The 12,333-nt window shown below is 69.0% G+C and carries 14 protein-coding genes; 8 read left to right on the forward strand and 6 right to left on the reverse strand.

Annotated elements, in window-relative coordinates:
• The first annotated feature begins 62 nt into the window (after positions 1–62).
• From AC1RKE_RS15755 to AC1RKE_RS15790, 8 genes are all read left to right on the forward strand, one after another.
• Entirely contained in the window at positions 63–1,283 is a 1,221-nt protein-coding gene (locus tag AC1RKE_RS15755; protein WP_348684497.1) for an acyltransferase family protein, read from the forward strand.
• Positions 1,284–1,343: 60 nt separating this feature from the next.
• Positions 1,344–1,994, forward strand: coding sequence for a hypothetical protein (locus AC1RKE_RS15760; RefSeq protein ID WP_228185234.1), 651 nt, complete (start codon positions 1,344–1,346; stop codon positions 1,992–1,994).
• 3 nt (positions 1,995–1,997) lie between these two features.
• A complete protein-coding gene (locus AC1RKE_RS15765) occupies positions 1,998–2,300 on the forward strand; it encodes a winged helix-turn-helix domain-containing protein (RefSeq protein WP_054763993.1) in 303 nt (100 codons plus the stop codon).
• An 11-nt stretch (positions 2,301–2,311) separates the two neighbouring features.
• Complete coding sequence (folP, locus tag AC1RKE_RS15770; RefSeq protein ID WP_348684499.1) at positions 2,312–3,100, forward strand: dihydropteroate synthase; 789 nt, start codon at positions 2,312–2,314, stop codon at positions 3,098–3,100.
• A gap of 40 nt (positions 3,101–3,140) precedes the next feature.
• Positions 3,141–3,482 carry a DMT family transporter gene (locus AC1RKE_RS15775; protein WP_152948932.1) on the forward strand — a complete coding sequence of 114 codons (342 nt, stop codon included), beginning with the start codon at positions 3,141–3,143 and terminating at the stop codon, positions 3,480–3,482.
• A gap of 53 nt (positions 3,483–3,535) precedes the next feature.
• The gene (gene thiD, locus AC1RKE_RS15780) at positions 3,536–4,321 is read left to right on the forward strand and encodes a bifunctional hydroxymethylpyrimidine kinase/phosphomethylpyrimidine kinase (RefSeq protein ID WP_348684496.1); all 786 of its coding nucleotides are present in this window, start codon (positions 3,536–3,538) and stop codon (positions 4,319–4,321) included.
• 325 nt (positions 4,322–4,646) lie between these two features.
• Positions 4,647–5,228 (forward strand): nucleotidyltransferase family protein, encoded by a 582-nt coding sequence (locus AC1RKE_RS15785; RefSeq protein ID WP_348684495.1) that lies wholly within the window; start codon positions 4,647–4,649, stop codon positions 5,226–5,228.
• Between the two features lie 39 nt (positions 5,229–5,267).
• Positions 5,268–6,071: a DUF1295 domain-containing protein gene (locus AC1RKE_RS15790; RefSeq protein WP_395942074.1), complete on the forward strand. Its 804-nt coding sequence runs from the start codon at positions 5,268–5,270 to the stop codon at positions 6,069–6,071.
• A gap of 136 nt (positions 6,072–6,207) precedes the next feature.
• Here AC1RKE_RS15790 and AC1RKE_RS15795 read toward each other — a convergent pair whose 3' ends face one another.
• The 6 genes from AC1RKE_RS15795 to hisIE form a co-directional block, all read right to left on the reverse strand.
• Positions 6,208–6,513, reverse strand: coding sequence for a hypothetical protein (locus AC1RKE_RS15795; RefSeq protein ID WP_191558977.1), 306 nt, complete (start codon positions 6,511–6,513; stop codon positions 6,208–6,210).
• A 77-nt stretch (positions 6,514–6,590) separates the two neighbouring features.
• Complete coding sequence (glk, locus tag AC1RKE_RS15800) at positions 6,591–7,562, reverse strand: glucokinase (RefSeq protein ID WP_395942073.1); 972 nt, start codon at positions 7,560–7,562, stop codon at positions 6,591–6,593.
• Between the two features lie 30 nt (positions 7,563–7,592).
• On the reverse strand, positions 7,593–9,482 hold the full coding sequence (gene edd / locus AC1RKE_RS15805; protein WP_348684819.1) for a phosphogluconate dehydratase: 1,890 nt from the start codon (positions 9,480–9,482) through the stop codon (positions 7,593–7,595).
• 1 nt (position 9,483) lies between these two features.
• The gene (gene pgl, locus AC1RKE_RS15810) at positions 9,484–10,200 is read right to left on the reverse strand and encodes a 6-phosphogluconolactonase (RefSeq protein ID WP_348684817.1); all 717 of its coding nucleotides are present in this window, start codon (positions 10,198–10,200) and stop codon (positions 9,484–9,486) included.
• Complete coding sequence (gene zwf / locus AC1RKE_RS15815) at positions 10,193–11,650, reverse strand: glucose-6-phosphate dehydrogenase (protein WP_348684815.1); 1,458 nt, start codon at positions 11,648–11,650, stop codon at positions 10,193–10,195. Before zwf ends, pgl begins: the two co-directional genes overlap by 8 nt.
• 41 nt (positions 11,651–11,691) lie before the next feature.
• Positions 11,692–12,324 (reverse strand): bifunctional phosphoribosyl-AMP cyclohydrolase/phosphoribosyl-ATP diphosphatase HisIE, encoded by a 633-nt coding sequence (gene hisIE, locus AC1RKE_RS15820; protein ID WP_395942072.1) that lies wholly within the window; start codon positions 12,322–12,324, stop codon positions 11,692–11,694.
• Positions 12,325–12,333: the final 9 nt, after the last annotated feature.

A 12,333-nucleotide genomic window follows, 5' to 3' on the forward strand; every position in this document is an offset into this window, starting at 1 on the left:
GAACAAGTTTGAAAAACAAACAAGTCTGTGCAATACGTCTCTCGAACAGGGAGACGAGGATCATGACCGCAGACGACATCAAGACGGGCGAGCGCCTTCACGGCCTGGACGCCCTACGGGGCGCCGCCCTGCTCCTGGGTTTGGTGCTCCACGGCGCCATGACCTTCTTTCCGACGCCGATCTGGGTGGTGGTCGACGATCAGCGGTCGGTCTGGGCCAGCGGCCTTTTCTTCGCCATTCACCTGTTTCGGATGGCGACCTTCTTTCTGATTGCGGGTCTGTTCGCCCATATGATGCTGGCGCGGCGGGGGCTGGTGCGGTTCGGGATCAACCGGCTGGCGCGGATTGCGGGACCGCTGGCGGTCTTCTGGGGGCCGTCGCTGGCGGCCATTGTCGCGGTCCTGATCTGGAATGCGGGCCTACATGGCCTGACGGCGGCCGATGCGCCGCCGCCTCCGACCTATGACTGGACCAATCTGCCGTTGACCCATCTGTGGTTCCTGTGGGTCCTGCTGATCTTCTATGTCGGCCTAGTCGTCGTGCGGGCGCCGTTCGCGGCCCTGGACCGGCAGGGCGGCTGGGGGCGGGCGGTGGTGGATCGCGCGACGGCGTTGCTGGTTCAGCCGGGCGGCGCCGTCGTCCTGGGCGCGCCCCTGGCCCTGGCCCTGTGGCTGCATCCGAACTGGGTCGCCTTCTTCGGCGTGCCGACGCCCGACGCGGGCCTGATCCCCAACACCCCGGCCCTGGTCGGGTTCGGACTGGCCTTCGGCCTGGGCGCCCTGCTGGACCGGCGCCGCGACCTGCTCGAGCGGATCGCGGCGCGGTGGCCGCTTCATCTCGGCCTCGCCCTGGCGGCAGGCGCGACGGCCCTGGCTCTGGCGGGCGGTCCCAATCCCAGGTTGGAGCCTATCACCGATCCGGCGATCAAGGCGGCGGCGGCGGGCGCCTTCGGGGTCGCCGTCTACGCCTCCAGCCTGGCGGCGGTCGCCGTGGCCGTTCGGTTCTGCTCGGGCCACAGCGCGGTGCGGCGCTATCTCGCCGATGCGGCCTATTGGATCTACATCGTCCATCTGCCGCTGGTGATGGTCGGTCAGGTGCTGGTGCAGGACTGGAGCCTAGCCTGGCCGGTCAAACTGGCCTTGATCGTCGGCGGAGCGCTGGCGGCGTCGATCACCGGCTATGAGCTGCTGATCCGCCACAGCTTCATGGGGCGCTGGCTGAACGGCCGCCGGGTTCCGTGGCGGCGTCGCCCGGTCGCCTCAGCCCCGTCGCCCGCCGAATAGCTTGCCAACCCCCGTCGCCGCGTCCATCCGAAGGACGCGCAAGCCGCAGAGGAATCATCGATGAACGACACGTCCCGCAGCTCGCCCGAAGCCGACCTGGCCTTCCTTCGATCGATCGTCCAGGGCGGGGGCGATCCGAGAGCCACCTTGACCATGGGCGTCCTCTATCTGGCCGGCGGCCTGCTGTACGGGCTGCAGTGCCTGGTTCACCTCGGACAGGCGGCGGGGGTGATCCGCTGGTCCGGGCCGATCAGCCTGGCCTTCGTCACAGGCGTGACCGTCGCCTTCCTGCTGGTGATGGCCTGGGCCATCCGGGAGGACCGCAAGCGGCCCAAGGCCAGCCCCGTCGTCACCCGCACCCTGAACGCCGCCTTCAGCGGGGCGGGCATGGCCAATCTGGCCATCGTCATCGTCTTCGGCTTCGGCTCGGCGCGAGACCAGGACTTCGCCGTCTGGCTCTATTATCCGGCGATGATCTTCGCGCTCCAGTCGGCCGCCTGGTATGTGGCCTGGACGCTGAAGAAGAAGGGCTGGATGCTGGCGGCGTCGATCGGGGGATGGGCGACGGCGGTGGCCCTGGGGCTGTTGGTCCGCGAGCCCCTGGCCTATCTGCTCGTCGCGACGGCGGCTCTGTTCCTGCTGTTCGCCGGGCCAGGCTGGATCATCACCCGCGAAGCCTTGAAGGCCCGCCCGGCTGCGGACGCCGCCTGACCCATGGGGCTGAACGACCTGGGGCGAATCGACGAGGTCATCCACGGCCGGATGCGGCTGGGGATCATGGTCTATCTGGCCGACGTCGAGGCCGCCGACTTCACCGAGCTGAAGACGGTGCTGGAAGCGACCCAGGGCAATCTGTCGGTGCATCTGAAGAAGCTGGAGGAGGCGGGCTATGTCGCCATCTCCAAGAGCTTCGTGAACAACAAGCCCCTGACGCGGGCGGCGATCACGCTTGAAGGGCGCAAGGCCTTCGACGCCTATCTGGAGGCTCTGGGCGGACTGATCGGGAGGAAGGCGTGACGGTCAAGGTCATGGGCATCGTCAACGTCACGCCCGACAGCTTCTCGGACGGGGGGCGATGGGCGTCGACCGAGGCGGCGGCGGACCAGGCGATGCGGCTGGTCGAGCAGGGGGCCGAGGTGCTGGACGTCGGGGGCGAGAGCACCCGGCCGGGCGCCGAGCCGGTCAGCGAGGCCGAGGAGATCGACCGGGTCGTTCCGGTGATCGAGGCCGTTCGCGCCCGCTGGGGCGGCCCGATCAGCGTCGATACGATGAAGCCGGCCGTGGCTCGGGCCGCCGTCGCCGCCGGGGCGACGATGTGGAACGACGTGACCGCCCTGGGCCATGCGCCGGACAGCGCAGCCGTCGCGGCCGAGCTGGGGTGCGAGGTGGTGCTGATGCACATGAGGGGCGAACCCCGGACCATGCAGGCCGATCCCCACTATGAGGACGTGGTCGCCGAGGTGCGGGCCTATCTGCTGGGCCGGGCCGAGGCGGCGACGGCGGCGGGGGTGGCGCGCGCGCGGATCTGGCTGGACCCGGGCATCGGCTTCGGCAAGACCCCGGCGCACAATATGGCCCTGACGGCGCGGCTGGGCGAACTGGTCGCCATGGGCTTTCCGGTGCTTTACGCCGCCAGCCGCAAGCGGACGATCCAGGCCGTCGATCCGACGGCGGTGGAGGCGACCGACCGGCTGGGCGGCTCGCTGGCCCTGGCCCTGGAGGGGGCGCGGCGCGGGGCGCGGATGGTGCGGGTCCATGACGTGCGCGAGACGGTTCAGGCGCTGAAGCTTCAGGCGGCGGTGGCGGCGGCGGAGTGACACGCTTGCCCCCGGCGACGGCCTGGGCCATCTGGTCCCCATGTCCTGGGTGATGTCGATCAATCCGTGGGCGACGCTGGTCGTCGCCGGTCTGCTGGAAGTGCTGTGGGCGTCCGGCCTGAAGTCCGTCAGCCTGCAAAGGCCGCTGACCTCGCTGGGGGTGCTGATCGCCCTGGCGGCCAGCATGATCCTGCTGTGGGTGGCGACCCAGAGGCTGCCGATCGGCACGGCCTATGCGGTCTGGACCGGGATCGGGGCGGTGGGCGCGGCCCTGGTGGGGATCGTCGTATACGGCGAGCCGGCGACGGCGGTGCGGGCGGTGTGCATCCTGCTGATCGTGGCCGGGATCGTGGGCTTAAAGCTGTTCTCGGGGGCGCACTGATGAGCCTCGCTCAAGCAGACGCCGGCCGCGCGGGCGGCGGTAGCGAAAGAAAAATGGGACGGGTCCTGATCCTGGCGGGGTCGGACAGCGGCGGGGGCGCGGGGGTCCAGGCCGACATCAAGGCGGTGACGATGATGGGCGGGTTCGCCGCCACGGCGATCACGGCCATCACGGTGCAGAACACCCTGGGGGTTCACGGCGTCCATCCCCTGCCGCTGGAGCTGATCGCGGCCCAGGCGCGGGCGGTGCTGGAGGACATCGGGACCGATGCGGTCAAGACCGGCATGCTGGGCTCGGTCGAGGTGGTCGAGACGGTGGCGGCCCTGCTGGACGAGGCCAAGGCGCCGGCCGTGGTCGATCCGGTCATGGTGGCCAAGGGCGGCCATCCCCTGCTGCCCAATGCGGCGGTGGAGGCGGTTCGGAGCCTGATGATCCCGCGCGCGGCCCTTCTGACCCCCAATGCGCCCGAGGCCGAGGCCCTGACCGGGCTTGAGGTGCGCGACATCGACGGCCAGAGGCGGGCGGGCGAGGCCCTGCTGAACCTGGGCGCCAAGGCCGTGCTGATGAAGGGCGGCCATGTGGACGGGCCGACGGTGATCGACCTGTTGATGACGACCGACGGAGAGACGGTGCTGGAGGCCGAACGGATCGACACCCGCCACACCCACGGCACCGGCTGCACCCTGGCCAGTGCGTGCGCGACCGGCCTGGCCCTGGGGCGGCCGCTGGAGGTCGCGGCCGCCGAAGCCTGGGCCTATGTCGGCGAGGCGATCCGGCGGGCGCCGGGTCTCGGCGGCGGACACGGGCCGCTGGATCACGGCTGGCCCGTGCGGGGCTGAGGCGGCGGTCCGTCGGACACCGAAAAAAGGTGTCCGATGTGTCCGATCTGTCCGACGGCCATTGTTTTCACAGAGAAAACGGTCGAACTCCGATCGGACTGTCCGGCGGGGGCGCGCTCTGCGCGCGTTGCGATGTCAAAGACCGGGGGCGCCAGTATAGGGCCGTCGGGACGGGCGCCGGGTATTTCGCAGGCGGGCGCTCCAAGCCCTTGATGGGGCGAGAACTCCTTTCGGACGATGCGGGCGTAACGGCGACCGGCGCGCATCTGGGGATGAAGGCGGACGGCGTCTCCCCTTGATCGGATGGGAAGGGTAAGGGAGGCGGATGAACGCCACCCTGAGCCAGAAGCTGATCGACATCGTCCGCGCCGATCCCGGCCTGATGCACGTCTTGCGGACGGTGCGCGAGTTGGACCTGCCCGATTGGCGGCTGGTGTCGGGCGCCGTCTATCAGGCGGTGTGGAATGCGAAGACGGGGCGGCCGGCGGGATACGGGATCAAAGACTATGACGTGGCCTATTTCGACGGGTCGGACCTGTCCTATGAGGCCGAGGACGGGGTGATCAAACGGGTCGCCGCCGCCTTTGACGAGCCCTTCCGCAGCCAGGTGGAGGTGCGCAACCAGGCGCGGGTGCATCTGTGGTTCGAAAACCGGTTCGGCGAACCCTATGAACCGCTCGGCTCGACCGACGAAGCCCTGGGCCGGTTCGTGGCCCCGACCTTCGCCGTCGGAGTGCGGTTGGAGGCGGACGACGCGATCACCGTGGCGGCGCCGTTCGGGCTGGAGGATGTGTTCGCCATGGTCGTGCGGCCGAATCCGAACCGGCCGGTCGCCAAGGGCTGGGCCAGGACTGTCGAGAATGCGCGTGGACGTTGGCCGGAGTTGACGGTGGTTGAATCCGTCTAGGGCGCGCATCCAGGGCGCGCGGCGACACGTATCGGCCGTATGACCCTGATCGACGTCCTCATCCTCCTGGCCCAGAACCTGGTCCTGATCGTCGCCGTGATGCTGGGGCTGTGGGGCGTGGCGCTGAGGCTGAAGGACGTCAGTTTCGTCGATGCGGTCTGGCCCTTGGGCATGTTGCTGCTGGCCCTGGCCACCCTGCCGCGGACCCACGGCGATCCGACGCGCAAGACCCTGCTGGTCGTGATCTGCGCAGTCTGGGCGCTGCGGCTGGGGCTGCATCTGTTCGGGCGGTGGCGGGCCAGCGGGGCGGACGGCCGCTATGTGCAGATCGTCGAGGATCAGGAACGGAACAAGGGATGGTCCTTCGCCAAGACGGCCCTGCTGTTCGTCTTCCTGCCCCAGGCCGTTCTGGCCTGGCTGACGGCCCTGCCGGTGCAGCTGGGCCAGGTCGCCGATGCGCCGGCGGCGGGGGGGCTCGCCCTGATCGGGGCGGGGCTGGCCCTGGCGGGGATCGTCATCGAAAGCACGGGCGACGCCCAGCTGGCGGCCTTCAGAAGCGACCCGGCCAACAAGGGCAGGGTGCTGGACACCGGCCTGTGGCGCTATACGCGCCATCCGAACTATTTCGGCGACGCCTGCGTCTGGTGGGGGCTGTGGCTGATCGCGGCGGAGACGGGCGTGGGCCTGTGGTCCATCGCCGGGCCGATCTTCCTGACCTTCACCCTGACGCGCTGGTCGGGGATCGGGATTACCGAAAAGGCGATCAACCGGTCGCGGCCGGGCTATGCGGACTATGTGAAGCGGACGAGTGCGTTTGTGCCGTGGCCGCCGAAGAAGGGGTGAGGTCCGCTTCTCCCCGTCATCCTCGGGTCAAGCCCGAGGATGACGACAAGGCATGGATGACGGACGTGTCGGGACGAGGCGCGAAAAAGCCCCCGCCGCGAACGACGGGGGCTTTGAACCGAGGCGCGACGGCGTCTTAGTTGGTGGTCGGGGTGTTGTGGGTGGTCATGCCGCCGTCGGCGTTGCCGCCCTGTTGCTCGATCTGGTCGGCGCGGCGGTCGGCGTTGTCCTCGACCTGGTCGGCCTGACGGTTCAGGGCGTCCTTCTGAGCGTCGGTCGGGGCGGCGTCGGCCTGGGCCTCCAGCTGGTCGGCGCGGGCTTCGCCCTGGGCCTCGACGGCGTCGGCGCGGTTTTCGGCGGCCTTGTCGGCGGCGCTTTCACCGCAGGCGGCGACGCCCGACAGGACGAACAGGGAGGCGGCGGCGACAGCGATCTTTTTCATGACGTTTCCTTCCATTGTGGAGGCAGGGAAACGTCACGGCGGCGGTTCAGTTCACGCCGCCGTGAGATTTGCGGGTTTCAGCCCTCGGCTTCGGCGAAGGCGACGCGGGCGGCGCCCAGGAGGGCGGCGTGTTTGTGCATGATCACCTTGGTCGGGATCTCCTGCATGTATTCCTTGAACCGGCCCTTGCGCTCGAACCGCTGGCGGAAGGGGCTGGCCTTGATGAAGGGCAGGATGCGCGGGACGATGCCGCCGGCGATATAGACGCCGCCGCGCGCGCCCGTGGTCAGGGCGATGTCGCCGGCGACCGCGCCCAGTATGGCGCAGAAGCGGGCCAGGGTGGCGCCGCAGGGGCTGTTCGGATCGGCCAGGGCGGTCTGGGTGATCTGGGCGGGGTCGTCGATATGGGTCTCGCGCCCGTCGATCTCGGCCAGGGCCCGGTGCATGTTCAACAGGCCGGGGCCGCAGATCAGACGCTCGATCGAGACGCGGTCATAGCGGCGGCGCAGGATGCGCAGGATCTCGTCCTCGACCGGATCGCCGGGGGGGAAACAGGCGTGGCCGCCTTCGGACGGCATGGCCATCTCCTTGCCGTGCGCGTCGCGCACCAGGGCCGAGACGCCGAAGCCGGTGCCGGGGCCCAGGACGGCGACGGTCGAATGGGGATCGCCGTCGACGGGGCCGCCCAGGCTTTCCAGCTGGTCTTCCGGCACGATGGGGGCGCCCCAGGCCAGGGCCTCGAAGTCGTTGATCAGCTTGACCGGCGAAAGACCCAGGGTGGACAGCTCGCTTTCCGACACCTGCCAGGGGGAGTTGGTCAGGTCGATGGCGCCGTCGGTGACGGGGCCGGCCACGGCGATGACGCCGCCGGTCGGCTTGACCTCGCAGCCCTCGATGAAGGCGGCGACCCCTTCCAGGAAGGTCGGATAGGTTTCGGCCGGGAAGCTCTCGTGGTGGTCCAGCACGGGCTTGCCGTCGATCATGCGAGCGACGGCGAAACGGGCGTTGGTGCCGCCGACGTCTCCGACGAGGAGGGTCTTGTCAGTCATAGGGTCGTTTCCTGCAGTCGGTGCGTCGGATCAGGCGTCCACGGTCCGGTCGACGAGATTGGGATCGGGCGGGGTGTCCGTATGCGATTGGGCGCCGCTGGGGAAGGCGAAGCAGACGGTCGCCCCCTCTTCCGCCGTGGTGACCACATGGCGGAAGGCGCCGAACAGTTCGCGGCCATAGCCCCAGGCCGAACCCTCGGCGTGGACGGCGGAGCGGGCGGCGGCGGGCCGGTCGGTCAGGCCGTCGACGCCGACCGTGGTCAGAACCCCGGCCTCGGCGTCCAGACGGATGACGTCGCCGTCCTTCACATGGGCCAGGGGGCCGCCGGCCAGGGCCTCAGGCGAGACGTGGATGGCGGCCGGGGTCTTGCCGCTGGCGCCCGACATGCGGCCGTCGGTGACGAAGGCGACCTTGAACCCCTTGTCTTGGATGACCGACAGGGCCGGCGACAGGCTGTGCAGTTCGGGCATGCCGTTGGCCCTCGGGCCCTGGAAGCGCAGGACCACGACGACGTCGCGGAACAGCTTGCCGTCCTTGAAGGCTTGCAGCGCGTCTTCCTGGGTTTCGAAGACGGCGGCGGGGGCCTCGACGATGCGGTTCTCGGGCTTGACCGCCGAAACCTTGATGACCGCGCGGCCCAGGTCGCCCTTGACCAGACGCAAGCCCCCCTCCTTGTCGAACGGGTCGGAGGCGGGGCGCAGGATGTCGAGATCCAGGCTCTGCTTGACCCCGTCGCGCCAGACTAGCTGGCCGTCCACCATCGACGGTTCCTGGAAATAGGGCTCGATCCCCTTGCCCATGATGGTGACGACATCGGTGTGGATATGGCCGTGCTCGGCCAGTTCGCGCGCCACGAAGGCGACGCCCCCGGCGGCCTGGAAGGCGTTCACATCGGCCGAGCCGTTGGGATAGACCCGCGCCAGCAGGGGGGTGACGGACGACAGCTCGTCCATGTCGGTCCAGTCGATCAGAACCCCCGCCGCCCGCGCCATGGCGACCAAGTGGATGGCGTGATTGGTCGAGCCGCCGGTGGCCAAGAGGGCCACGATCATGTTGACGATGGACTTTTCGTCGATCACGTCGGCCATGCGGCCCTCGCCGCTGCGGGCCAGTTCGACGGCGCGCTGGGCGGCGGCGGCGGTCAGGGCGTCGCGCAGGCCGGTGTCGGGATGGACGAAGGCGGTGGAGGGCATGTGCAAGCCCCCCAGCTCCATCATCATCTGGTTGGAGTTGGCGGTGCCGTAGAAGGTGCAGGTGCCGGGCGAGTGGTAGGAGCCGATCTCGCTTTCCAGCAGGGTCTGGCGATCGACCTTGTTCTGGGCGTATTCGGCGCGGACGCGGGCTTTCTCCGCGTTCGGAATGCCCGAGGGCATGGGGCCGGCCGGGGCGAAGACGACGGGCAGATGGCCGAAGGCCAGGGCCCCCATGAAAAGGCCGGGCACGATCTTGTCGCAGACCCCCAGCATCAGGGCCGCGTCGAAGGCGTCGTGCGTCAGGGCCACGCCCGCCGACATGGCGATGACGTCGCGGCTGAACAGGGACAGCTCCATGCCGGGGCGACCCTGGGTGACGCCGTCGCACATGGCGGGGGTGCCGCCGGCGACCTGGGCCGTGGCGCCGACCTGACGCACCGCTTCGCGGACCACGCCGGGGAAGCGCTCGAACGGCTGGTGGGCCGACAGCATGTCGTTATAGGCGGTGACGATGCCCAGGTTGGGCTTGGACCCGTCCATGGCGGTCAGTTTGTCGGCTATGGTCTGGCCGGCGAAGGCGTGGGCCCAGTTGGCGCAGGAGAGCTTGGCGCGGCCGGCGCCGGAATCGCGGGCGGCGTCCATGCGGCGCAGATAGTCGGCGCGGGTCGCGCGGCTCTTCTCGATGATGCGGTCGGTGACCGCGGCGACAGTGGGATGAAGCGCCATATCAGCCTTCCTCCGTCCACAGAACTTCAAGGGGAACGTTCGCCGCGATCAGGGCGGCGATGGCCTGGATCTTGGGATCGCCCTTGGCCTGCTCTTCAAAGACCCGGCGTTTGGCGGCGCCCTTCAGGCCCAGGATCACCCGGCCGGCGGACATCAGATAGGGCAGGTTGATCGACAGGCGCTCGATCGTCGGCGCGGCGCCGTCGCGGCCGTGGGGCACGCCCAGCACCGTCGGCTTCAGCGTCGGGGTCAGAAGCGTCTTCAGGGTGGGGCTGTCAGGGAACATGGAGCAGATATGGCCGTCCTCCCCCATGCCGAGAAGGACCGCGTCGAAACGCCCGCCCGCATCGGCCAGGGCGTGGGCGGCGACGATGGCGGCCCGGTCCACTGTGACCTCGGGCGTATAGAGGGGGATGAAGCGGGCGGCGGCCGCCTTGTCCTGCAACAGGACGTCGCGGATCAGCCGGGCGTTGGACTCGGGCGAGGTCTCGGGGACGTAGCGTTCGTCCACTAGGGTCACGGCGATCCTGGCCCAGTCCAGGTCGGTCGCAGCCAGGCGGCGATAGACGGGGGCGGGGGTGGTTCCGCCGGGGCCGGCGAAGACAGCGGAGCCCTTGTCGCGGACGGCGGCGCCCAGGGTCTCGGACAGGCGGGCGGCGATGGCCTCGGCCCAGGCGTCGACGGTGGGGAAGGTTTCGATCACAGGCGTCTCAGACATCGGTCGTGTTCCAGTCGCGGCCGGTGCGGATCATCAGCATGTCGGCGCTGTCGGGGCCCCAGGTTCCGGCGACGTATTCGTCGGGCTTGTGGCCGGATTCAGCCCAGGCCTCGGCGACCTCATCGACCCATTTCCACGCCTGTTCCGCCTCGTCGCGGCGTACGAACAGGGTGGAGTCGCCCGCCATGGCGTCCAGCAGCAGCCGCTCATAGGCGATGCGGCGGCGCGGGGGGGCGGCGGACTTGCCGTCCACGCCCCAGGACAGGCTCATGGTGATGGGCTGGAGCTGCATCCGCTTGTCCAGGCCGGGCCGCTTGTTCATCACCGTCAGGGAGATGTCCTCCTCGGGCTGAAGCTCGATGATCATGCGGTTGGCCAGCGCCTCACCCTCTTCATCGTCGAAGATGGAGTGGGGCACGGGCTTGAACTGGATGACGATTTCGGTGCGCTTCTCGGGCAGGCGCTTGCCGGTGCGCATGAAGAAGGGCACGCCCGCCCAGCGCCAGTTGTCGATGTCGGCGCGGATGGCGACGAAGGTCTCGGTGTCGGACGGTGCGCCGCGCTCCTCGATATAGCCCTTGGCCGGCCTGCCCTCGGACACGCCCGCCACATACTGGCCGCGCACGGTGACGCGTTCGGCCTCCTCGTAGGTGATGGGGCGCAGGCTGCGCAGCACCTTGACCTTTTCGTTGCGCAGGGACTCCGGATCCAGATCGCTGGGCGGTTCCATGGCGACCAGGCACAGCAGCTGGAGCATGTGGTTCTGGAGCATGTCGCGCAATGCACCGTACTCGTCATAGTAGGGCCAGCGGTCGCCGACCCCCACCGTTTCACCGATGGTGATCTGGACGTGGTCGATCGTCAGATTGTTCCAAAGCGGCTCGAAGATGGTGTTGCCGAACCGCAGGGCCGTCAGATTCTGGACCGTCTCCTTGCCCAGATAGTGGTCGATGCGGAACACCTGGTCCTCGCGGAAGGCGTGGGCCACGGCGTCGTCGATCTCGAGGAAGGACTTCAGGTCGCGGCCGACCGGCTTCTCCAGCACGATGCGGCAGTTGCGCTCGGCCAGACCCGCCGCCTTCATCGCCGTGACGATGCGGCCGTACAGCGAGGGGGAAACGGCCAGGAAGGAGGTGACCTCGCCGTCGCCGACCTTGTCCTTCAGCGGCTTCAGGCTGTCGGCCGAGGTGGCGTCCACCGCCAGATAGTCGAGCCGGGCCTTCATCTTGGCCCAGGAGTGGTCGTCCCAGGCCTTGTCGGCCTCGGCCCGGGCCTTCACGGCGTCATGGACCTTGGCGACATAGTCCTCGGCGGTTTCGTCGGAACGGGCGGCGCCGATGATCTTCAGCCCGTCGGGCAGGAGGCCGTCGTGCTCCAGGAAATAGAGCGAAGGCAACAGCATCCGCATCGCCAGATCGCCGCCGCCGCCGAACAGAATGAGAGCCGCCATCGAAATTCCCTCGAATATCCCATTTGTCGGGACGAACGCCTTTACGGCCTAGTCTTTGGGCCTTTGCCCGCTTCCGCCCGCGAGGCCAACACGTCCAGCACGTCCTGAAACACCATGTTACGGACATGGAGAAGCACCAAGAGGTGATAGATCAAATCCGCCGCCTCGCTGGCGAGTTCCTCATCCGGGCCGGCGACGCCCGCCAGGGCGGTCTCGACGCCTTCTTCGCCGACCTTCTGGGCGACGCGTTTGGCGCCCTGGGCGACCAGTTTGGCGGTCCAGCTTTCAGACGGATCGGCGGCGGCCCGTTCGGCGATGGTCCGTTCCAGCCGGGCGATGCGGCCGAGACCCGGCGCGTCGGCCGCGCCGAAACAGCTGGTGCGGTGCAGGTGGCAGGCGTTTCCGACCGGATTCACCGCCAGGACCAGGGCGTCGCCGTCGCAGTCGGGGGTGATCGAGACGACGTGCAGACGGTCGCCCGAGGTCTCGCCCTTTCTCCAGCGCCCGCCGCGCGAACGCGAGAAGAAGGTGGCCTCGCCCGACTGGATCGTCTCGTCCAGGGCGGCGCGGTCCATATAGGCCAGGGTCAGGACCTGGAGCGTGGCGGCGTCCTGGACCACCACGGGGACCAGGCCGTTTCCTTTTTCGAAGTCGATGGTGGTGGGGTCGATCATGGGATGATC

It is taken from the genome of Brevundimonas sp. GW822-FHT03E11 (assembly GCF_058801445.1).